Raw genomic sequence first — 22,035 nt, forward strand, 5'->3', positions numbered from 1 at the left:
GGCTAATTGCCCGATAATATTTTTTGATTTTGCTAATTAAATCTTATATTGTAGCATGATTGGCATTATAACAGGTGATATCGTAGGTTCAAGGAAGATTAAAGATAGCTGGCTAACAAGCCTGAAAAACGCTTTAAAATTTGCTTCAGACCAGAATAACAAATGGGAAATTTATAGGGGCGACAGCTTTCAATTAGAAGTGGCGCCAGAAAATGCAATTAAAACAGCTGCATATTTAAAAGCTTGTATCCGGATAAATAAACCTGCAGATGTAAGAATGGGCATTGGTATTGGCGATTTGAAAAACAAACGAAAAAAATTGTCGGAATCTAGCGGAGATGCTTTTATAAACTCTGGTGGTGCTTTTGATAGCCTGAAGCAGGCTAAAGTTAATTTAGCAATCAAAACCGATTTCCCGGATTTTGATGAAGAAATTAATGTATTAATTAAGTTATCGTTAATTTCGATGGATAGCTGGGGTGTGGTTGCGGCTGAAATGGTAAAACTGGCTTTAGAAAACGAAAACATTCTTCAAAATGAGCTTGCATTGCTTTCCGGAAGAACACAATCATCGGTTAGCGAAGCTTTAAAACGTGCTCATTTTTCCGAATTAATGGAAATGGATAAACTTTACCGTAAAAAATTAACTCAAATGCTTTCGAAATAATGGAAATCTATTTAATCAAAATACTTATTGCACATTTAATTGGAGATTTCTTTCTTCAGCCCGACTCATGGGTTAAGGATAAGGCAAAAAATAAACTGAAATCTGTGAAATTGTACCTGCATGTTCTGGTACATGTGGTTTTAATTTTTATTATTTTCATGAGTTTCGAAGTATGGAAAACAGCCTTAACAATTGGTGTGCTGCATTTTGTTATTGATGCATTGAAATCGGTACTTCAAACGAAGAAGAACGCAAGGATATTGTTCTTTGTCGACCAGATTTTACATTTCAGTTCAATTGTTTTGGTATGGCATATTTTTTACCAGGGCTACCTAAACATCAGTTTTATAAATGAAGCTAAATATTGGATCTTGATATCCGGACTGTTGTTTTTAACAATTCCAACATCAATTATTATGAAAGTAATTATTGCTAAATGGCTACCGGAAAGTGATGATGAAAGTCCGAAATCACTGCAAAACGCCGGGAAATACATTGGAATTTTAGAACGGGTTTTAATATTTGTTTTCATCCTGACCAATCATTTTGAAGCGGTAGGATTTCTATTGGCAGCTAAATCTATTTTTCGATTCGGCGATTTGAAAGAGGCGCAAGATTTAAAGTTAACCGAATACGTGCTCATTGGAACCCTGCTCAGCTTTGGAATTGCTATTGTGGTTTCTTTAATGGTTTCGGGCTTAATTAAGTAACCTTTCGTTGTCTATAGGGCAATATGCTAAACAGACGCTAATAGCTGTAGCACAACTGCACAGTAAACCCGATTGAAATCGAAATACTTTTTTAAAAGATTGAAATGAAAAGCGGGGCTATCGAAACCGATTCCCCGCTGAAATTGCTTTTCAAAATATAAATCTATCTCGCTCCCGGCGGACAGTTATCTTTCAAAAATTTAGTATAAGTTAAAGATAAGTGCTCGCTCGTTCCTTCGCCCTCAGAAATGCTATGGGTGCGATTTGGATAGCTCATCAGTTGAAACACCTTTTTGTTTTTAATCAATTCGTTAATTAACATTTCGGCATTTTGATAGTGGACATTATCATCGCCTGTACCGTGAATGTAAAGTAAATTGCCTTTCAGGTTTTTAGCATACGTAATAGGAGAGCCTTTAATGTAAGCCTCTTTACTTGGGAAAGGAGTGCCCATATAACGCTCCTGGTAAATATTATCGTAGGTTAGCTGATTGCCCACTGCTGCTATTGCAATGCCGGTTTTGTAAATTTCAGGATATTGAAACATTAAATTCAGCGTAGACGAACCACCACCACTCCAGCCCCAAACGGCTACACGGTCTTTATCCATAAATGGGTTTGTAGCAAGCAATTTTTTAGCGGCCATAGCCTGATCCCGAATGTTAATTACACCGATATTTTTATAAATGCCTTTTCTCCAGGCCGTTCCTTTCGGTACTGGCGCACCACGATTATCCATCGAGATATAGATGTAGCCATCTTTGGCCATATCACCAGCATAGAGAAAATTTCTACCGGCACCATAAGTATCAGCAGCTGTTGCTGAGGCGGGTTCACCGTAAACATAAAATACAACCGGATATTTTTTATCTGGATTAAAGTTATCTGGTTTTTTCATCCAGCCATCCATTTCAATTCCATCTTCGGTAGTTACCTTGAAAAACTCAACTTTGTTTTTTGGCGCTTCTTGTTTTGATAATTGCGTGGTAACGCTACCGTCCATCGTGAAAGGGTTGCCGGTTGAAAAATTCATCCATTCGGTAACTGGCCTTACTACTGAACTATTGTAGCTATGACGGGCAAACGCGGCATTGGGCGAGATATCATAACTATGTGTTCCCGGTAAAACAGACGGCGTAACTTGTTCTAACTTACCCTTACCATCTAACTTAGTTTTATACAGGTATTTTTGCGTAGCATTGGTTGGCGAGGCCATAAAATAAACATAGTTGCTTTTATCGTCAATCAGTTTTACATCAACCACATCATAATTACCCTTTGTTATCAGCGTTTCTTTTTTGCCATCGCGACTAATTCTATACAAGTGTGCCCATCCATCTTTATCGGATAGTATTGTAAATTCTTTATTCTCGTTTAACCATTTCCACTCGTCCTGGGCATCAATCCACGACTTTGCTTTTTCTGAGTAAATTGCTTTAGCGGTACCTGTAGCGGCATTGCAAATGAAAACAATACTCTCATTTTGTTCGCGATTAAGCTGCTGTAAAATAATTTCGTTGCTGGCAGGAACCCATTGCATGCGAGGAATATAATGTTGTATATTATCGCCGGGAACATTCAGCCAGTTTGTTTTTGCAGTTTCAATATCAACTATCCCAACTTTACACGCCGATGGATTTTCTCCTACCTTCGGATATTCTACCGGAATAGTATATGGGTAAATTGAATCGGTATTGTTAATCATCAGGAAATTTTTGATTTTGGTCGCATCAATTTGCCAGTAGGCGATAGATTTCCCGTCTGGACTCCATCTGAAACCATCTCGGCAATCGAATTCTTCTTCGTAAACCCAATCGAAGGTTCCGTTAATCATTCTATCGGTGCCATCTGTGGTTAGCGCTTTAGCATTTGTGCCATCTACATTTTCCACATATAAATTGTGCTTACTTACATAAGCTACTTTATTGCCATCCGGAGATAGTTTTGCAAACATTAATGATGATGCAGGTTTATCTTTACCAATCTGTGTAATTTTATTGGATGTTAAATCGGCAAGCCAATAATCTCCGCGTGTATCATAACGCCAAACTTTTTTGCTATTTGTGTAAATTAATGCTTTGGTTCCATCTGCAGAAAGCTGGAAGCTTCTAACTGCAATAGGTGCATTTTTGCCAGCCGGAGTGAGCAGAGACCTAGAAATAATTGTTTTCCTATCATTTTTAGGAAGCATAACAGAAACGATTTCTCCGCCAGCAATCTGATAATAAGAATTGCCATCTTTAGCCCAGTTTATGGTTTGAGCTTTTAAATTAATTATCGCAAGTAAAAACAGGCAGGTAATTGATACCTTTAAAAGTAAGTGTTTAATCATATGGTTAGGTCATAAAAAAAGCTTTTTAACTTTCGGGCTAATTTAAATAAAAAGCCGGCAGTTAAAAAGCCTTAATTTATCAGAAAATGGTTACTTATTCGCCACCGCCTTGCTGTTGTAATGCTTTCATTTCAGCATAGGTAATTTCATCATAGCCAGCAGGAATTTTGGTTACAGAAAGTTCTCCAACTTTACCTTCAGTTACAGATTTTAAGGTAACTGTTGCAGCAGAAGTTTCTACTAATACGATAAAGCCTTTAACTTCTTTAAAATCTGCTGTTGCAATGTTTACTGGAACGTCTACATCAGTTGTTGCCCAAAGCTCTCCGGTACCACCTTTGTCATCTTTAAAAGTATATTTCTCCGCGTTATAACCGCCAACAATTTTCTTTTCGCCTGTAGCTTTAAAATCAGAATACTTTGGTCTTGCAGCGTTTTGCTCCTCCATATCTGCTTTTGTCATTTTAGAAGCCAACTGTTTTTGAGCAACCGGAATATCAACCAATAACAAACCATTTCCTGATTTATTATCCATAAAAATGCCAACTGATGCAGGACCAAGGTCGAGCTCTAATTTTGATATGTCGCCATTAAATTTCACCTTTTGTTCTGCCGGAGCACCCGGAGCGTCAATTTTGTATTTCATTCCATAAACCAGTGTACCTTCATTTATCTTTTTTTGCGCATGGGCAATGATAGCCGTGCTTACCAGGATCAAAGCGACAACGCTTGTTTTGATTGATTTGAACATGTTCTTATTTTTAGTTAATGTGTTAGTTACCAGTTAATTTTTTCTTTCTTTAAAAATGAAGCTATTCCCCTTTTAAAGTCATCGCTTTCGCGTACACGTGCATTTATCTGTACCGCGATTTCTAAACTTTTTTCGAGCAGGGGGTTCGTAGTTTGCGTAGTTAATTGTTTTGTAATCATCAATGAATTTCCAGAACTCTCGTTACACAAACTTAGTGCAAATTCTTTAACAGTTTGATTAATTTCGGATGAATTTGTTACAAAATTTATCAGTTTGTATTCCAGGGCTTTAACTGCAGGAAAGGTTTTTCCTGTTAACAATAATTCTTTTGCCACGGTCTCGCTAACTTTCTGTTTTAAAAAACAAGAAACTATTGCCGGCACAAAACCAATTTTAACTTCGGTGTAACCGAAATTACTTTCGGGGGTAGCAAACACAATATCACATATGGTTGCCAAACCGCAGCCGCCGGCAATTGCATGTCCCTCAACTTGAGCAATTACAACTTTTGGCAAGTAATAGATGGTTGTGAACAGCCGTTTTAAATTGTTCGAATCGGCTACATTTTCTTCGAATGAATTTTGCTGCAACTGCTGCAAATATTCTAAATCAGCGCCTGCGCTAAAGCTAGCGCCGTTTGCATTTAACACAACAACTTTTACATCATCATCTTCAGATGCACGAATAAATTTTTCAGTTAATTCGGAAATTAATGGTGGATTTAGGGCATTCCGTTTTTCAGGTCTGTTGATGGTTATGGTTGCAATTCGTTTTTCTACGCTGTACAATACCAGGTTTTCCATATTATTGGGTTAGGTAAATCAAATATGCAGGATTTTTCTTTAAAACGTGTGGCTCAATTCCATTTTTCATCGCAAAAGTTTTAAGTGCCTGTATTTTGTAATCTCTGTTTGTGGCATCAACAATCATATTTTTATATTGGAGTTCTTGAGGGAGACGCTCAATTCTAAAATAGTTGTTAGCGGTTAACCAAACGCTTGAGAATTTGCCTTTTGCGTTAAGCTTTTTATGATTTAACTGTTCATCAATGATTAATATGTTGTAAGTTTTAAAAACGATTTGATTGTCTTTTTTGATAAAGTGTGATGTGATCGTGTCTTGCTTTAAGCTTATTACATCAATTTTATTCACCCGCGATTGCTCGAGAGCAGGTGCCATAAAGAATTGGTAATTCCGGTCGTCTACCTTCAAATCAGTAACCAGAACAGCACTTCTACCTGTTATAAACGCAGGTCCATAGTTTTTCCGCAGCGTAAAAAAGATAATTTTATTTTGCTTGGTGGCCTGCCAATCATCGTATGCAACCATTGAAACATACACGCCATAAACGAGAACTGATGCACTAAGAAATCTCTTGGAAAACTTTACCAGGGAATATATTAAAAGTGCCAAAGCAAGGCTAAGCAAAATTAATTCGGGCGTATTAATCCACACAGATGAAAATGTTGAAAAAGGTAAATCGGCAATCCACTTTAATACACTATTTGTATTCACAATAATCCACTCGAAAACGGGCGAAATTTTGTCGACAATTGGGATAAGTACAGCGATTCCTAAAATCATAATTAAAAGCAGCGGTATAGCAATAAATAGATTTCCGAAAAGAAAATAAACCGGAAATTGATGGAAATAATATATACAAAGTGGAAAGGTGACCAATTGAGCAGCGGTAGAGAGCGCTACCAGTTCCCAAACTTTATTAAGCCACTTGTTTTTAATATAAATCCATTTATATATTTTCGGTTGCAGATAAATCAATCCAAAAACGGAAATATACGAAAGCTGAAAACCGACATCCCAAATTAAAAACGGATTATAAATGAGTTGGCAAAATGCCGCAAAAGCTAATATGTTGTAACTGTTTTTGTTTTTAGCAAATGTTTTCGCCGAAATAAAAATAGTAATCATAATGGCGGCCCTAACTACTGAGGGGGAGAGGCCAGTTATTAGCGCATAAGTCCAGATTAAACTGCAAATAATCAGAAACTTCAGAAGCAAAAAATATCTTTTTCTGTTTAAAAAGCCCAGGCAAAAATCGAGTACAAAGAAGATTATTGCAACATGGCTGCCAGAAACAGAAAGTGCATGTATCGTTCCTGTTTTAGAATATGCCGCTAATGTTTCTTTACTTAAATCTGCCCGGTAGCCCAAAATTAGTGTCGACGCCACCGCGAACGCCTCGTCATCTTTTATCAATTTGCGGTATTTCGCAATTTGTTGTTCTCTTAAATTCAACGCGAATTTTATTATCGGGTTGCCTATATTTCTGCTGGTTCTAAGTAAATGTTTTTGATTAACAAATGTCTGCTGGTAAATATTCTGACCAGCAAGCCATTTTTTAAAATTGAATTCAGCGGGATTGTAGGCTGGCTCAACTTCTAAATATTTTGCTGATACAATTAATTCATCTCCGTAAACTAGGTGAATAGGATTGATACTATCTAGCTTTAGCGCTACGAGCAGCTGTCCGCTCAGTTTAACCTGCCGTGTAGCTTCATAGCCAGAAAGAACCCTTGCCTTAAACCTTAAGATATCGTTTGTTTGCTCGGGCTCATCATTGACCCAAATTTTTAGATAGGGGTAACTTTTCTTTCCAAAATAATTTCGTTTGAGCGTCTCGTTGTTTAGCAGGCATAATAATCCCCCTAAAACAATGAAGAACAGGTAAATAACAATTCCTACAATCCCCTTAAACTTGTAAAAACTAAACTTGCCGTAAGTAAAATTGAGTAATGATATTATGAGAAAAAGCAACAATGCAACGAGTTCTAAAGCGCTGAGGATTTTTAAAACCGGATAAAAATACGACAGTGCAATTCCAATTAATAGTGGAAAGAGGATTCTTACAAAAATGTATTCTGCTTTAAACATTTCTAAAATTGATACCTTAACTGAATCTTGACTTCTGACTTTTTATTTCCTTGTATCTCATCTAAATATGACCCAACGCTTTCCACATCTTTATAAACGAACATCGCATACCTAGCCCAGATATTAAGCTTTTTCGATAGGTTGTATTTTAGATTAAGGTAAGTTCTCACGCCTTTTCCGCTGTACATCCCGAAAGCGAAACTATATAAAACATCATCTTCATCAGCGTAGATTCGGCTGTTATAGCTAGGTGTGTCAAAATATGCCACTCGAACATTGCCGGAAATTTTGGAAAATGTTGGAGCATATATTACATCCTGATAAATCAGGTAACCGAATTCGCGTACAGCAGTTCCTTTTTTGTATTGAGAAATTTCTGCACGATTTTGAAAACTCCATTTTTTGTTGACTTGCCAGCTTACATCAAATCGATAACTTCCTTTCCTTACATCATCAAGATAATTTATTGGAACAGCTAAATCTGTATTTTGCTGCTTGTTCTCAGTTTTAAACCGGGCTAAAAACTTAAGCGTTTTGCTTGGTGAATAGATCGCCTGGCTCAATATTTCATATCCTTTTGATGGTGCATCGACCCGATACTTTAGCCAGGGAAACTGAAAATAGTCGCCATAAAATGCAAACGACCATTTCTTGTTTGGCGTAATATTTAAACCGCCATATAGACCCTTTTCATTTACGGCATCACTTGCCTCGGCTAAAGCCTGGTTAAAAAAATTGTGGTAATTTTTATCGTAACTGCGATAAGTTACAGCCGCCGAAACGATTGGCGAAAGACTAACCAAAGCACCACTTACGTAAGCCAGCCCACTATTTGAACTTTTCCCAACCTCGCCAAAAAAGTAAATGTTTTTATAAGTGTAATTGTAATAGGCGCCGATATTTGTTAGTGAATTTCCTGTATAACTAAACTTATCGTACACGGCTTTTTGGGTTATAATTTGATTGCCATATTTGCTTTGATAGGCGATGGCGCCTATCGTGAGTTCATTTTTACTGTATTGAATCGCTGTTCCAAAGACATGCTGACTTAAAGAATTTTTGTTTTTAATTTCAGTTGGAGTTCTGTGGTATCCACTCTGATTTATCGTTGCCTGAACCAGATTGCCATCAACGGACAGTTCCTGACTCGCATCAAGATTTCTGAATGACGCAAAAGGAGTGAGGTCGATATCTTTTGAGATGTTGACAGTTGCAGCAAGGCCTCTTAAAAAGGAATATTCGTTTGCCGAGGTGTATGGACGCAGACCTAAATCTTTCTTCGCTACGCTGGTAACATCCGGACCTTTGCCGAACGCAAAGCCAGACCACATAGTTAAACCCTGCCCAAATTGTAAGGTGTAATCGCCGAAAATTAGTTTCTTGATACGCCCTAATTTGAAAAGAGCAACATTCGCTGAATAGAAATCGAAAGGTTTGCCAATAAATTTTTCGCCAGCATCTTTATCTAAAGTGATTGCGGCAGAAACAATCGTACTATAGTGGTATCGGTAACGTGCTTGAAACCGCTCCGGCGAACCCAGGTAGCGATTACCCGGCAAATCGTTAAAACCATTCTGCGTTTGCAAAGTTCTGACAAAACGCATCACCAAATCATTTTCACCGTTATTAAGAATATTTTTTAAGCTCAGTTTCTCATATTCCGTAGCCGTGTTTAGGGTTACAAACGGAAGTAAACTCTGAACTGTTTTAACATCAAATCCATCGATGCTTTGCAATTCGAGCGCATCCACGAGGTTGCCGTTTTCCTTAATGTAAGCGAAAAAGTTGCTGATTTGTAGAGGAGACAAAAACACCAGTGTCTTCAATTCCTCCGGAGTAGTTTTATTCAAGTTGATGGGACGTTTATGGTAACGAGTAAGAACGTCGATTAATTCTGTCATGTCATAATCGTCTGGCAGATTTTCAGCTACGCTTTCTAAAATATCCTTCACATCTGTCTCCTGCTCTGTAATTTGTGCACCGGCGGTAAAACCCATCACCACCAATACCAGTGTAATTAGCTTAAAACGCATAACCGAGTGCAATTTGCGGCGCATAGCCAAGGTTAGCATCATAGGTAGTTGCCATGTCAAGGATAAAATTCCTGAAAACCAATCCAAAACCTGCGTATTGTTTAAATGTTGAAGTGCTTAAACCACCACGTAAACTCAGTAAATTTACAATCCTGTAGTCGAGGCCTAAGCTAACATTAACGGATTGTTTAGCACCTTACTAACTGCTGTTGCAATCAAAACCTTGTCAGACGGATAATAACTGACGCCAACATTAAAGGATGTTGAGATTTGAGCGCTTATCTCACTACTGTTGAATTTTTGCTTTGTAGGATTGCTTATAAATCCACCGAAAGTAAAATTTTTATTTAACCTGTAAAGCGCACCAACGTCTACGGAGAATCCTGTAGAACTTCCGTAATTAGTAATTTTTAGTTGATGATAGTTTCCATTTAAGCCAAACGACAGCTTTTTACCAAAGGTTTTTGAATATGCGAAGCCGACTTTACTTTCGCTGTATTCGGCAAAGCCATACTGCTGAAAACTTGCACCGACGTAGTTATTTTTGAATGGGAGTACGGCAACCAATGCTTGCGTGCTAATTTCATCGCTGAAAAGATGTTTGGTATAATTCAACGAAACAGTCGCTTTTGTTAGCGAAATAACGCCTGCCGGATTAGCCTGGAGTGACCAGATATCGGTAACAGCTGCACCATTGTTTCCCAGGGCGGTTAACCTCGGGCCCAAATTGTTCTGAGCAAATAGATAAGAAGGCGTGAGGGAGATTAAAAATACAGTCCATATTTTCATTAGCAGGCGTTAAACCAGTAAATAAATAGGGGTGATTGTTGTTGGTTATTCTAAAATAAGCAAAACATTTGATTACTAAGCAGCAAATTGGAATTAATTAGGAAAACCTAATGAAAGGTGGTTGGATAACATTTATAATTCCTGAGCCAGGTTTACCAGAAAGCCTTTTAGCTTCTCTAAAGAATCGATAATTTTTTGGTTCTCTTTAACATCTGATTTGTTATTCTTCAGGTATTCTTTCGCACCCTTTAATGTAAAGCCTTTTTCATCTACCAGGTTAAAAATAATTTTTAGGTTTTCGATGTCTTCCGGCGTAAATAACCGGTTGCCTTTTTTGTTTTTCTTTGGCTGGAGTATATCAAATTCCTTCTCGTAAAAACGTATTTGTGATGCGTTAACATTAAACATTTCAGTCACTTCGCCCATGGTATAATACATTTTATTGATGTCTCTTTCTTTATACGGCATAACTTGTGCTTGATTATTAAGGTTTTACAACGGCTAATTAAAGTACTCAAATGTAGCTCGATTTTTCCTTATTAACGCAATAAAGTTTTAATTTTGTTCCTCCAATATTAAAATAATGACAGCTAAAGAAATAAGACAAGCATTCCTTAATTTTTTCGAACAGAAACAGCATCATATTGTTGCATCGGCACCAATTGTGGTTAAAAACGACCCAACTTTGATGTTTACAAATGCCGGAATGAATCAATTTAAAGATTTGTTCTTGGGCGAGGCGGCCATTAAATATTCGAGAGTTGCCGATACGCAACGCTGCTTGCGTGTATCGGGAAAGCATAATGATTTAGAGGAAGTAGGTATTGATACCTATCATCATACCATGTTCGAAATGTTAGGCAACTGGAGTTTTGGCGATTATTTTAAAAAAGACGCTATTGCATGGAGCTGGGAATTATTGACAGAGGTTTACAAAATTCCGAAGGAAAAATTATATGTAACTTATTTTGAGGGTGATGAGAAAGAAGGTTTAGAAAAAGACCAGGAAGCTTATGATCTTTGGAAACAATATGTTGATGAAAGTCATATTTTGCCTGGCAACAAGAAAGATAACTTTTGGGAGATGGGGGATACTGGCCCATGCGGACCCTGTTCTGAAATTCACGTAGATTGTCGTACCGATGACGAGAAAGCATTGGTGGACGGCGCTACACTTGTAAATGCGGATCATCCGCAGGTTATTGAGATATGGAACAATGTTTTCATGCAGTTTAACCGTTTAAAGGATGGTTCGCTACAGACATTGCCTGCAAAACACGTGGATACAGGTATGGGATTTGAACGCCTGGTTCGTGTTTTACAAGAAAAAACTTCTAACTACGATACCGATGTTTTCCAGCCAATGATTCAGTTTATTGCTGAGAAATCCGGAATCAAATATGGTATTGATGAGAAGACCGATATTGCAATGCGTGTTATGGCCGACCATATTCGTGCAATTTCATTTGTAATCGCCGATGGACAACTGCCATCGAATAATAAAGCGGGTTACGTTATTCGCAGAATTTTACGTCGTGCGGTACGTTACGCATATACCTTCTTAAATTTCAAAGAGCCATTTTTAAATCAATTAGTTCCTTTATTGGCTGAGCAATTTAAAGGTGTTTTCGATGAACTAATTTCTCAGCAGGATTTTGTGCAAAAAGTTGTTTTGGAAGAAGAGGTTTCATTTTTACGAACTTTATCTACAGGAATACAGCGTTTTGAAAAATACCAGGCTCAAAATGGAATCGTTGAAGGAAGCTTTGCCTTTGAATTATCTGATACATTCGGTTTTCCGATTGATTTAACGGAGTTAATGGCGAGAGAGAAGGGTTGGAGTGTCGATTTAACTGGCTACGAGCAAGCACTTAAGAAACAGAAAGATGATAGCCGGGCTGCTACCGCAATAGATACTGGTGATTGGGTTACGGTGAATGCCGATGAACAAAGCGAATTTGTTGGCTACGATGATTTAGAAATCGAAACGGAAATTTTAAAGTATCGTAAGGTTAAGGCAAAAGGAAAAGAACAATATCAGATCGTTTTGCGTCAAACACCTTTTTATGCCGAAAGTGGTGGTCAGGTTGGAGATACTGGTCGCCTGGAAGATCACAGCCGCCAATTCTGGATTGATATAACAGATACTAAGAAGGAAAATGGCTTAACGGTTCATTTTGCAGACATCTTGCCTGATAATCTGGAAGGAAAATTTTGGGCGGTAGTTGATGAGGATAAGCGTGTATTAACGGAAGACAATCACTCAGCAACCCATTTATTACACGCGGCTTTAAAGCAAGTTTTAGGTAAACATGTTAATCAAAAGGGCTCCCTTGTAAATTCCGATTATTTGCGTTTCGATTTCTCTCACTTTGCCAAAGTCAGCGAAGAAGAACTGGCACAGATAGAGGTGATCGTGAATCAGAAAATAAGGCAGAACATTAAGCTGAAAGAACAGCGAAACGTTCCTTACCAGGATGCTATTGAAAGTGGCGTTACTGCTTTATTCGGTGAGAAATATGGTGATTATGTACGTATGATTACTTTTGATGATCATTTCTCAAAAGAACTTTGTGGTGGCACACATGTAAAAGCGACGGGGCAAATCGGTTCTTTTAAAATAATTTCTGAGAGTGCGGTTGCTGCAGGCGTTCGAAGAATTGAGGCTATAACAGCAGATAAAGCAGAACAATATTTTCTGGAGCAACGTAAAGAGCTTGGTCACTTAAAAGCTTTGTTAAACGGCTCGAAGGATTTGTCGGCATCTGTGCAAGCTTTGCTTGATGAAAATGCAAAGCTTAAAAAGGAAATTGAAAAATCTACTCTGGAACGTGTAAATATCTTAAAGCATGAAATTGTGCATCACGTTCGTGGAATAAACGGCGTAAACTTAATCGCAAAACATATCGATTTACAAAGTGCTGATGCCATTAAGAATCTGGCTTTCTCTTTAAAAGATATGATTGATAATTTGTTCCTGGTTTTCACTACTGAAATTGATGGCAAACCCGGCATAACGGTTATTCTTTCAGACGATTTAGTGAAAAAAGGAATGAATGCATCAAATATCGTTCGCGAATTAGGGAAAGGAATTCAAGGCGGTGGCGGTGGACAACCATTTTACGCAACTGCTGGCGGAAAAAATGCTGCCGGATTAAATGCAGTTTTAGATAAAGCGGAAAGCTTTATTGGCTGATAAATTATTATCTGACTGAGATTTAGTTGAACTAATTCAAAAATAAAAAAGAGGCTTTTAAGCCTCTTTTTTATTTTAGTGTCGTCCGTGTTTTTCTCTGTGTCCTCGGGAAAATAAACTGGAATTTACCCGCTGGTCGTGACGTCTGTAATCGAAATGCTGTGGTCTATAGCTATTTCTTGGTGAGTTATATCTTACCGGCCCACGACCACCGTATGAGGAACGATAATAATTTGAATGATTTGCATACCTAACCCGGTGGGTGTTGTAACTGCGGTACGGACTGCTACCATATACCACCACTTTTCTTCCGCGGTTTAAGTTATATCCTCTATACCGAGCTGGCAAATACCTCGACCTCGTCCACCGGTTCCCATTTAAATAAACAAATTGCCTTTGCGGAACGTAATAATAAGACTGAACTTCGGGTAAATAATAATAGTTTACGTTTTGATAACCTACAGGAACCCAGGCGGGTTGTGTTCCAATATTAACATTTAAACTTACCTGTGCGCTAGATTGATTAGATGTGAAAGCCACGATACCTAAAATCGCGGAGATGATTAATAACTTTTTCATAATTGTTTCTATTTGTGTGTACAATTATAAATTCAAACGCTGTGCCAAAATTTCTATTGTAACACAGATATAAAAAAAGGAGTTTCTGCTGAAACTCCTAATAAGATTTTGAAATACTAATGCTTTCCCTTGCCATGTCCTTTGCCATTTCCGTGGCCTTTTCCATTATTTTGTTTGCCATATATTTTTTTAGCCTGGCCCGGCGGCATTCCGTGCGGATGGCCTTTAACAACATAATATCGGCTATCGTCGCTATCTCTAATTACCATCTGCCCTTTATTACCTTTAAACTTTCCGTATTTAACCTTATCGTTTTTGAAATTTAAGTATGGTTTAGGAGAATTGATGACAACCTTGTATCCGTTATATAGATCATAGTTTCCATATCTTGAAGGCAGGCTATTTCCGAAAACCCAGTCATTGCCATTTAAATAAACGAATTGCTTCTTTGGAACATAATAGTAACTTTCAACATCAGGCAGATAATAGTAATCTACATGGTCGTAGCCGGTTGGTCCCCATAAGGGTTGTGAGCCAATGTTAACATTAACATTTAACTGAGCCTTTGCAGGCATGCTTAGTAACGAACTAATCGTTACTGCCGCAACTAATAATAACTTTTTCATATTGGATTAATTTGTATGATTAACTTTACATTCCAAATCACGTGCCAGAAAAGAAAATAAAAAAGGAGCTCCAACAGGAACTCCCTTTTTACAGTTACAACTGTGGCTAGTGACGATTAGCACCTCGTTCGCCATCGTTTCTTTCCAAACGGCTACTTTTATCATGGTATCTATCGCCATTAACTCGTGCCGAGCTCTCGTTTCTATCAAGTCTTAAAACAGTTTTTTCACTTCGAGCCGGTCTGTTTTTATTTACGATAATCGATTTGTTTACGATATAACTTGGATGCCCTTTAACTACGTTATATTTTGTGTCCCGGCTATCTCTGATAACGGTTTGGCGACCATTATAATTTTTAAAATTTCTGTATTTCGCAGCATACACATTATTTCTTAAATATGGTTTTGGCTCATTTACCACAGCTTTGTATGCCCTGTACAAATCGAAGTTCCTAAACTGCGAAGGCAAACTACTCGACGATATCCAACGCCCGCCATTCGAATAAATATATTGGCCGGTTGGAACATAGTAGTATGAGTCGATATCCGGGAGGTAATAATAATCTACGTGGTCATACCCGGTTGGGCCCCAGGCGGGCTGAGCACCGATGTTTATATTTAACCTAACTTGTGCTTGTGCCTTTTTTATGCTGAATAATGAAACCATCAGAACTGCAGCAAATAATACTAGCTTTTTCATAATCTTTGAAATTAAGGTTTCTTTCGTGTGTTAATTATGGAAATAGACAAAGCCATTACACAGTAGTTTAGTTCCCGCAATCTGTTTTAACATTCTTTAACTATATTTGCCATCACATTACATTCAAAGGCATCATTTTATATGAGTTTAGGTACATCCGAAAACAATTACGAACTCGTTTCAGGACTGGAAATACACGTTCAGCTCAATACCAACACTAAAATATTTTCTGCTGATAGCGCATCTTTCGGAGCTTTGCCAAATCAAAATATATCAACCGTTTCTTTAGCTTTACCAGGTTCATTGCCAAAATTAAATAAAGAGGTAGTGGCAAAAGCAGTTCGCATTGGACTGGCTTTGAATTGTACGATAAACCAAATCAATCATTTCGACAGAAAGAACTATTTCTATGCAGATTTACCAAAGGGATATCAAATAACACAAGATAGTCAACCTATTTGCATAAACGGTTTTCTGGAAGTAGAACTGGCTGACGGCTCCACAAAGAAAATCGGGATTAATAGAATTCACCTGGAAGAAGATGCTGGTAAAAGCATTCATGATCAGGATGAAAATTACTCTCTTGTTGATTTAAATCGTGCAGGCGTACCGTTAATTGAAATTGTTACTGAGCCGGATATTCGAAGTGCGGAAGAAGCGTCGGCATTGCTAACTGAAATCAGAAAACTGGTTCGGCATTTAAATGTTAGCGATGGTAATATGGAGGAGGGTAGCTTACGTTGTGATGCAAACATTTCTATACGCCCAAAAAACGCTACAGATTTTGGAACACGTTGCGAGGTTAAAAACCTGAATTCCATGCGCAATGTTCGCCGGGCAATGGATTTCGAGTTCAGTCGGCAGGTGGAAGTGGTATCAGCCGGAGGAAAAATTATTCAAAGCACGTTGAATTTTGATGCCGACAAAGGTACAACGTCTCCAATGCGTACCAAAGAGGAAGCAAATGATTACCGTTACTTCGCCGACCCAGATTTGCCGCCTGTTTCAATTTCTGATGCCTGGCTCGCTGAAATTAAGTCGTTAATGCCAGCCTTGCCCAACGAAATTTGGAGGCAAATGGTTGCGGACTTTGGCATTAGCAAAGCTGATGCAGCTTTATTTGCAGAAGATTTAAGTTTACTCGCCTATTTTAACAGGGCTTTACCAAATGTTAAAAACAAAAAAAGCCTGATAAACTGGCTGGTTGGACCAGTAAGAGCCATTTTAAGCGAGCGAGGAATTTCCATAGCCAACTTCGGGGTAAAACCTGAACAGTTAGCCGAGGCCTTAAACCTTGTTGATGAGAAGAAACTTACACAACAAATTGCCATTCAGCAGTTATTACCTGCTATTGAAAACCATGACACTGAAGATGTTGTAAAGCTGGCAGAGTCATTAAACTTGTTAATATCAACAAATAGTGATGATTTAGATGGCTATATTGATGAGGCGTTGCAAAAATATTCACAACAGGTTGAAGCGTATAAGAAAGGTAAAAAAGGTGTTTTGGGCTTATTTGTTGGCGAGGTAATGAAACTGGCAAAAGGCAAAGCAGATGCAAAGAAAATAAATGAATTGATACTTGAAAAATTAAAATAATGAGATTAAAAAACTTAAGCCTTATCGTGTTAATCGCGATTGCTTTTACCGCATGCAAACCTAAAGATAGCTTTACCATTGATGGAACTTTCCAAAATCCCGGTGCGGAGAAAAAGGTTTTTCTTTACGGAATGCAAAGCAGCCAGATGGTTGCTATCGACTCTACAAACTTATCAGAAAAAGGTGAGTTTAAGTTTATCCGTAAAACGCCGTCGGTAGATTTCTTTAGGGTTTCGGTAGGAAACCACGAATTTATGCTGATTGCAAAAAATGGCGATGAAATTAAGTTAGAAGCCGATTTAGCCGATAAAACCATGGCTTACAAAATTTCTGGCGCCAACGAAGTTGAAAAGCTTTCGGAATTGAACGCGATTAGAAATAATTTTGCAAAACAGGTTGAAAAGCTTCAGGCAAATTTTGAATCGAAGGTGGCATCGCAGCCTCAAAACAGGGCAGCCATTTTAGAGGAGATGAAGCCACAATATGAATCTTACATTAAACAGCTCAATAGTCAAATTTTAAAATTTGCTGCAGATAATAAAGGTACACTGGCTAGTTTTTATGCCATGAATACTTTGAGTCCGCAAGAGTTTGAGGCAGAACTGGTGAAATTTGCCGATGAGGTGAAAGACGAAATCAAGGGAAATGCAACGGTTGACACATTTGTTAAGCAGATGGCTTTATTGAAGACAGTTCAGATTGGCCAGGTTGCTCCAGCTTTTACTGCGAATACGGCTGATGGAAAAGCTGTGAGCTTGTCGGATTACAAAGGAAAATATGTATTAGTTGATTTTTGGGCTTCGTGGTGCCAGCCTTGCAGACAGGAAAATCCGAATGTTGTTAAAATGTACAACAAGTACAAGAATAATAATTTCGATGTTCTGGGGATTTCACTTGATACGGATAAAGCTGCGTGGTTAGGTGCTGTTAAGGCAGACGGCTTAACGTGGACTCATGTTTCTGAATTAAAAGATTTCAACGGCGAAACGGTAAAAAAATATCAGGTGCAAGCCATTCCAACTTCTTACTTAATTGACCCAGCGGGAAAAATTGCAGCGAAAAACCTTCGTGGTGACGAGCTAGATGCATTTTTAGCGAAAACGTTACGATAAAAGAAACTCAATGTTAAACTAATTTAAGTCGTTAACAATTTATTAACTTAGCCTTAACTGAAAATTACATCAGAGACACTACTTTCGTAACAAATATTTAACTATGAACAACGCAGGTCAGAAAATATTAATTGTTGATGATGAACCAGACATTCTGGAATTAATTGAATACAACTTAAAGAAGGAAGGTTATCAGGTATTTACAGCATCAAATGGGCAGGAGGGTATAACTGTAGCCAAGAAAGTTCATCCGGATTTAATTATTTTGGATATTATGATGCCTAAAATGGATGGAATCGAGGCTTGCCGACTGATGAGAGCCATTCCTGAGTTTAAAAATACCTTTATGGTTTTCTTAACTGCAAGGAGCGAGGAGTATTCAGAAATTGCTGGTTTCAATGTTGGCGCTGATGATTATATCGCAAAACCGATTAAGCCTCGGGCCTTGGTTAGCCGCATCAATGCGATATTGCGCAGAAATAGCGGTACCGAGGAAGTTTCTGAAAATAAATTAGAAATTGGCGATTTAGTGATTGACCGTGAAGCATATTTAGTTTTTCAAGGTGGTAATAAGGTCGTTTTAGCAAAGAAAGAATTTGAGTTGCTTTACCTTTTGGCTTCAAAACCAGGAAAAGTTTATACCCGCGAATCTATCCTTAAAAATATCTGGGAAGATTCAGTTGTGGTTACCAACCGTACAATAGATGTTCACATTCGTAAACTGCGAGAAAAGCTAGGCGAAACTTATGTATCCACGGTAAAAGGTGTTGGTTACAAGTTCGAACTTTCATAGCAAAAAACAATACTTTTCGAACCGCACACTTCCTGATTAATCAGAAAGTATGCGGTTTTTTTGTTGCTTTAAATTTTAGTTATTATATTGTTATTCAATCCCTTAAAAAATAAAATATATGGCGCAAAGTGCTCTTAATCGTTATCACTTTTCTGTTGATTGGGGCGGAACGAGAATTGGTTTCGCGGAAGTATCTGGTTTGAACATCGAAATCGAAGTTGTTTCTGTTCGAGATGGCTCCAGTGCAATAGATAGTGGCCGAAAAGTTCCGGGAATACGTAAGTTTTCAAACATAATTTTAAAACGCGGTATAGTAAAAGGCGACAACGATTTCTTTAATTGGATTAATACAAAATCGAACGGCAATATTGAGCGAAGGGATATTACAGTTAATCTTCTGGATGAAGCTCATGTACCGATTTTTACCTGGAAAGTGAAAAGTGCTTTTCCAATCAAATACATCGGTCCAATTTTAATTTCAGATGATAGTGAAGTTGCGCTCGAAATGCTTGAGCTAACACACGAGGGTTTATCAGTTAGCTCTTTAAAATAATTGATTTTAGCTTGGCAAGTCGAAATTAAAAATCAGTGATGTTGCATACAACTTTACTTAAATAAAACCTTTCCAGGCTTAGTCGTAAAAAAATAAATCCGTATTTTTGCGCTTCATTAATTACACCACAGTTTGAAGTACCCAAATTTTAAAGACCTCATTCTTTTCGAAGACAACGATTTCATTGTAATCAACAAACCTCCGTTTCTTGCCTCACTTGATGAGCGGGGTGGTTCTGGCGAAACCAACGTTTTACGGTTGGCTAAACAATATAGCGATGATGCACAGGTTTGTCACCGTTTAGATAAGGAAACATCAGGGGCACTAATTATCGCTAAAAACCCCGAGGGTTACAGGCATGCGTCTATGCAGTTTGAACGCCGAAAGGTTGATAAAACCTACCATGCCGTAGTTGATGGCCACGTTATTTTCGACAAGTTGTTGGTTGATTTACCAATTTTAAATGACGGAAATAAAAGTGTAACCATCGATAGGGCTGAAGGTAAAAGGGCCGAAACCATTTTCGACTCGCTTAAATATTATAAACACTACACGCTGGTTGAGTGCAAACCCATCACGGGCCGAATGCACCAGATTCGCATTCACCTGGCTACACAAAGGGCTGCTATTGTGGGCGACGATATGTACAAAGGAAAGCCGGTATTTCTTTCATCTATTAAAAGAGGTTATAAATTAACGAAGGGAGAAGAGGAGCAGCCGATTATGAAACGGTTTGCGCTACATGCCAGGCACTTAATTTTTAAAGGCTTAGATGATAAGGAAATTATTATAGAGGCGCCATATCCGAAAGATTTTGCAACACTAATTAAGCTCTTAGAGAAGTTCGACGCCTAAATCTGCAAACCCTAAACCCGGCTTAAAAATCCCGATAGTATGTATATCCGATTTGTAAATTACCTTGATAAAATTAACCAGTACAGAAAATCAAAGCTATCAAACCGTAATTTTTTAATCATCCTTGCTGTTATTGTTGGTATTCTTGCTGGTTTGGCTGCCGCAGTTTTAAAAAGTTTAACCCATCATATCGAAGAATTTTTGCAGTCTGACTGGCACTGGAAATATAAATACTACTTGTATTTCATTTTTCCAATGATTGGTATTTTCCTCACAGTTTTATATATTAAATACTTCATCAGAAGGAGCAAGTTCGAGACTGGTTTAACCCCATTGTTGTATTCTATTTCCAAAAAATCGAGTAGGGTAGAAACACATAATATTTATTCGCAAATTATCTCTGCCGCAATTACAGTGGGGTTTGGCGGTTCTACAGGATTAGAGGCGCCAATTGTAACAAGCGGTTCTGCTATTGGCTCAAACCTTGGAAGAGTTTTAGGTTTATCGTACCGGGAGATAACAATGCTGGTTGCTTGTGGGGCAGCTGCAGGAATAGCAGGTGCTTTTAACAGCCCGGTTGCCGGCATTGTGTTCGCCATTGAAATATTGCTTCCCGAATTTACTATACCCGCGTTTATTCCGCTGTTGCTTTCAGCGGCAACAGCCGCTGTAGTTGCCCGGCTGTTTTATACCCAACAATTGTTTTTTTTGGTTACAGAAGGTTGGAGGGTAGATGCGCTTTTCTACTACGTAATTTTGGCGGTACTGATTGGATTATTTTCTATCTATTTCACTAAGGCCAACTACGCGGTAAAAGGATTCTTTTATAAAATAAAACATCCTTATAGTAGGGTCGTTATTGGCGGTTTAATGTTGGGTGCCCTGGTTTTCCTTTTCCCGACCTTATATGGCGAAGGTTACATAACCATTAAGAGTTTGTTGCGGGGAGATTACCTCGCACTAATTAACAACAGCATTTTTTCTGAGTATAACACATTTCCTGCACTTGTAATCCTTTTTACAGTTGTTACTATTTTCATGAAATCGATTGCCACACTGGTAACTTTAGGTGCTGGTGGAAATGGTGGAACTTTTGCGCCCAGCTTAATTATGGGCGGGTTAATTGGTTTTATTTTCGCATACGTGGTTAATTTAACAGGAATCGCACAATTAAATGTTTCCAATTTTATCGTAGCCGGCATGGCCGCTGCACTCGGCGCTATTATGCATGCCCCATTAACGGGCATTTTCCTGATTGCGGAAATTACAGGAGGCTATATTTTAATGGTTCCTTTAATGATTACAACTGCAATTTCTTATGCGGTTAACAGAAGTTCTCAGAAGCATTCTATTTATACAAAAGCACTTGCAGATAAAGGCGAGTTGCTTTCGCATGAAGATAAAGACACAACAGTGTTGAGTCAGATGAAATTAAAATACCTCATTGAAAAGAACTATCCAACGCTTTTTATGGATGATTTAGTTTCATTAAGGATGAACGATATCGTTCAATCTCATAAAAATATCTGTGCTGTTATCGATGAATTAGGGGATTTCAAAGGCGTAATTTACGTTGAAGAAGTATTTAACGAGATGATGAAGAACGAAAAAAAGGATTCTTTAACTGCATCACATTTGGTTCAGCAAGCATCGAACACCATCAACGAAAACGATAACTTGAAATTAGTGCTCGAAAAAATGGAGCAGGAAAATGCGTGGATACTACCAGTTATCAACAGCGAAAATCAATACAAAGGTTTTGTTTCGAAAACAGCCATATTTAACAAATACAGGGCCTTGCTAATGAGGCAGAATGATTACATGGGTTAATTAAGTTGTAAGTTCTAA

The 22,035-nt window shown here is 38.0% G+C and carries 19 protein-coding genes; 9 read left to right on the plus strand and 10 right to left on the minus strand.

What is annotated here, in order from left to right; all coding sequences use genetic code 11:
• Positions 1-55: 55 nt before the first annotated feature.
• Entirely contained in the window at positions 56-667 is a 612-nt protein-coding gene (locus ASG14_RS06985) for a SatD family protein (protein ID WP_056870360.1), read from the plus strand.
• The gene (locus ASG14_RS06990) at positions 667-1,377 is read left to right on the plus strand and encodes a DUF3307 domain-containing protein (protein WP_056870361.1); all 711 of its coding nucleotides are present in this window, start codon (positions 667-669) and stop codon (positions 1,375-1,377) included. Before ASG14_RS06985 ends, ASG14_RS06990 begins: the two co-directional genes overlap by 1 nt.
• Before the next feature lie 163 nt (positions 1,378-1,540).
• On the opposite strand, the gene ASG14_RS06995 is transcribed toward ASG14_RS06990, so the two are convergent.
• The 7 genes from ASG14_RS06995 to ASG14_RS07025 form a co-directional block, all read right to left on the minus strand.
• On the minus strand, positions 1,541-3,709 hold the full coding sequence (locus ASG14_RS06995; protein WP_056870362.1) for a S9 family peptidase: 2,169 nt from the start codon (positions 3,707-3,709) through the stop codon (positions 1,541-1,543).
• Positions 3,710-3,803: 94 nt separating this feature from the next.
• Entirely contained in the window at positions 3,804-4,460 is a 657-nt protein-coding gene (locus tag ASG14_RS07000; protein WP_056870363.1) for a hypothetical protein, read from the minus strand.
• Positions 4,461-4,486: 26 nt separating this feature from the next.
• A complete protein-coding gene (locus tag ASG14_RS07005; protein WP_056870364.1) occupies positions 4,487-5,263 on the minus strand; it encodes an enoyl-CoA hydratase/isomerase family protein in 777 nt (258 codons plus the stop codon).
• A gap of 1 nt (position 5,264) precedes the next feature.
• A complete protein-coding gene (locus tag ASG14_RS07010; protein WP_056870365.1) occupies positions 5,265-7,352 on the minus strand; it encodes a ComEC/Rec2 family competence protein in 2,088 nt (695 codons plus the stop codon).
• 2 nt (positions 7,353-7,354) lie between these two features.
• Positions 7,355-9,385 (minus strand): helix-hairpin-helix domain-containing protein, encoded by a 2,031-nt coding sequence (locus ASG14_RS07015; protein WP_056870399.1) that lies wholly within the window; start codon positions 9,383-9,385, stop codon positions 7,355-7,357.
• A gap of 165 nt (positions 9,386-9,550) precedes the next feature.
• Positions 9,551-10,174, minus strand: a complete 624-nt coding sequence (locus ASG14_RS07020) for a hypothetical protein (RefSeq protein WP_056870366.1) — start codon at positions 10,172-10,174, stop codon at positions 9,551-9,553.
• A gap of 132 nt (positions 10,175-10,306) precedes the next feature.
• Positions 10,307-10,642 carry a MerR family transcriptional regulator gene (locus ASG14_RS07025; protein ID WP_056870367.1) on the minus strand — a complete coding sequence of 112 codons (336 nt, stop codon included), beginning with the start codon at positions 10,640-10,642 and terminating at the stop codon, positions 10,307-10,309.
• A gap of 115 nt (positions 10,643-10,757) precedes the next feature.
• On the opposite strand from ASG14_RS07025, the gene alaS reads away from it, so the two are divergent.
• Positions 10,758-13,370, plus strand: a complete 2,613-nt coding sequence (gene alaS / locus ASG14_RS07030) for an alanine--tRNA ligase (RefSeq protein WP_056870368.1) — start codon at positions 10,758-10,760, stop codon at positions 13,368-13,370.
• 75 nt (positions 13,371-13,445) lie between these two features.
• Here the strand turns inward: alaS and ASG14_RS20215 are convergent, their stop codons facing one another.
• The 3 genes from ASG14_RS20215 to ASG14_RS07040 form a co-directional block, all read right to left on the minus strand.
• Positions 13,446-13,949 (minus strand): hypothetical protein, encoded by a 504-nt coding sequence (locus ASG14_RS20215; protein ID WP_157274858.1) that lies wholly within the window; start codon positions 13,947-13,949, stop codon positions 13,446-13,448.
• 116 nt (positions 13,950-14,065) lie between these two features.
• On the minus strand, positions 14,066-14,575 hold the full coding sequence (locus tag ASG14_RS07035) for a hypothetical protein (RefSeq protein ID WP_056870369.1): 510 nt from the start codon (positions 14,573-14,575) through the stop codon (positions 14,066-14,068).
• A 106-nt stretch (positions 14,576-14,681) separates the two neighbouring features.
• A complete protein-coding gene (locus ASG14_RS07040) occupies positions 14,682-15,275 on the minus strand; it encodes a hypothetical protein (RefSeq protein ID WP_157274859.1) in 594 nt (197 codons plus the stop codon).
• Positions 15,276-15,416: 141 nt separating this feature from the next.
• On the opposite strand from ASG14_RS07040, the gene gatB reads away from it, so the two are divergent.
• The 6 genes from gatB to ASG14_RS07070 all read left to right on the plus strand — a co-directional run bounded on the left by gatB (position 15,417) and on the right by ASG14_RS07070 (position 22,017).
• Positions 15,417-16,874 (plus strand): Asp-tRNA(Asn)/Glu-tRNA(Gln) amidotransferase subunit GatB, encoded by a 1,458-nt coding sequence (gene gatB, locus ASG14_RS07045; RefSeq protein WP_056870371.1) that lies wholly within the window; start codon positions 15,417-15,419, stop codon positions 16,872-16,874.
• Positions 16,874-17,986 (plus strand): TlpA disulfide reductase family protein, encoded by a 1,113-nt coding sequence (locus ASG14_RS07050; RefSeq protein WP_056870372.1) that lies wholly within the window; start codon positions 16,874-16,876, stop codon positions 17,984-17,986. The genes gatB and ASG14_RS07050 overlap by 1 nt, the downstream gene beginning before the upstream one ends.
• A gap of 103 nt (positions 17,987-18,089) precedes the next feature.
• Entirely contained in the window at positions 18,090-18,779 is a 690-nt protein-coding gene (locus ASG14_RS07055) for a response regulator transcription factor (RefSeq protein ID WP_056870373.1), read from the plus strand.
• Between the two features lie 118 nt (positions 18,780-18,897).
• Complete coding sequence (locus tag ASG14_RS07060; RefSeq protein ID WP_056870374.1) at positions 18,898-19,332, plus strand: phage tail protein; 435 nt, start codon at positions 18,898-18,900, stop codon at positions 19,330-19,332.
• A 132-nt stretch (positions 19,333-19,464) separates the two neighbouring features.
• Positions 19,465-20,187 carry an RluA family pseudouridine synthase gene (locus ASG14_RS07065; RefSeq protein ID WP_056870375.1) on the plus strand — a complete coding sequence of 241 codons (723 nt, stop codon included), beginning with the start codon at positions 19,465-19,467 and terminating at the stop codon, positions 20,185-20,187.
• A 39-nt stretch (positions 20,188-20,226) separates the two neighbouring features.
• On the plus strand, positions 20,227-22,017 hold the full coding sequence (locus ASG14_RS07070; protein WP_056870376.1) for a chloride channel protein: 1,791 nt from the start codon (positions 20,227-20,229) through the stop codon (positions 22,015-22,017).
• The last annotated feature ends 18 nt before the right edge of the window (positions 22,018-22,035 follow it).

This window comes from Pedobacter sp. Leaf194, assembly GCF_001423945.1.
Classification (GTDB): domain Bacteria; phylum Bacteroidota; class Bacteroidia; order Sphingobacteriales; family Sphingobacteriaceae; genus Pedobacter.

Excerpts from the sequence above, each read along its gene's own strand:
- ASG14_RS06985 (WP_056870360.1), top strand. The coding sequence starts at position 56 with ATGATTGGCATTATAACAGGTGATATCGTAGGTTCAAGGAAGATTAAA.
- ASG14_RS06990 (WP_056870361.1), top strand. The coding sequence starts at position 667 with ATGGAAATCTATTTAATCAAAATACTTATTGCACATTTAATTGGAGAT.
- ASG14_RS06995 (WP_056870362.1), bottom strand. The coding sequence starts at position 3,709 with ATGATTAAACACTTACTTTTAAAGGTATCAATTACCTGCCTGTTTTTA.
- ASG14_RS07000 (WP_056870363.1), bottom strand. The coding sequence starts at position 4,460 with ATGTTCAAATCAATCAAAACAAGCGTTGTCGCTTTGATCCTGGTAAGC.
- ASG14_RS07005 (WP_056870364.1), bottom strand. The coding sequence starts at position 5,263 with ATGGAAAACCTGGTATTGTACAGCGTAGAAAAACGAATTGCAACCATA.
- ASG14_RS07010 (WP_056870365.1), bottom strand. The coding sequence starts at position 7,352 with ATGTTTAAAGCAGAATACATTTTTGTAAGAATCCTCTTTCCACTATTA.
- ASG14_RS07015 (WP_056870399.1), bottom strand. The coding sequence starts at position 9,385 with ATGCGTTTTAAGCTAATTACACTGGTATTGGTGGTGATGGGTTTTACC.
- ASG14_RS07020 (WP_056870366.1), bottom strand. The coding sequence starts at position 10,174 with ATGAAAATATGGACTGTATTTTTAATCTCCCTCACGCCTTCTTATCTA.
- ASG14_RS07025 (WP_056870367.1), bottom strand. The coding sequence starts at position 10,642 with ATGCCGTATAAAGAAAGAGACATCAATAAAATGTATTATACCATGGGC.
- alaS (WP_056870368.1), top strand. The coding sequence starts at position 10,758 with ATGACAGCTAAAGAAATAAGACAAGCATTCCTTAATTTTTTCGAACAG.
- ASG14_RS20215 (WP_157274858.1), bottom strand. The coding sequence starts at position 13,949 with ATGAAAAAGTTATTAATCATCTCCGCGATTTTAGGTATCGTGGCTTTC.
- ASG14_RS07035 (WP_056870369.1), bottom strand. The coding sequence starts at position 14,575 with ATGAAAAAGTTATTATTAGTTGCGGCAGTAACGATTAGTTCGTTACTA.
- ASG14_RS07040 (WP_157274859.1), bottom strand. The coding sequence starts at position 15,275 with ATGAAAAAGCTAGTATTATTTGCTGCAGTTCTGATGGTTTCATTATTC.
- gatB (WP_056870371.1), top strand. The coding sequence starts at position 15,417 with ATGAGTTTAGGTACATCCGAAAACAATTACGAACTCGTTTCAGGACTG.
- ASG14_RS07050 (WP_056870372.1), top strand. The coding sequence starts at position 16,874 with ATGAGATTAAAAAACTTAAGCCTTATCGTGTTAATCGCGATTGCTTTT.
- ASG14_RS07055 (WP_056870373.1), top strand. The coding sequence starts at position 18,090 with ATGAACAACGCAGGTCAGAAAATATTAATTGTTGATGATGAACCAGAC.
- ASG14_RS07060 (WP_056870374.1), top strand. The coding sequence starts at position 18,898 with ATGGCGCAAAGTGCTCTTAATCGTTATCACTTTTCTGTTGATTGGGGC.
- ASG14_RS07070 (WP_056870376.1), top strand. The coding sequence starts at position 20,227 with ATGTATATCCGATTTGTAAATTACCTTGATAAAATTAACCAGTACAGA.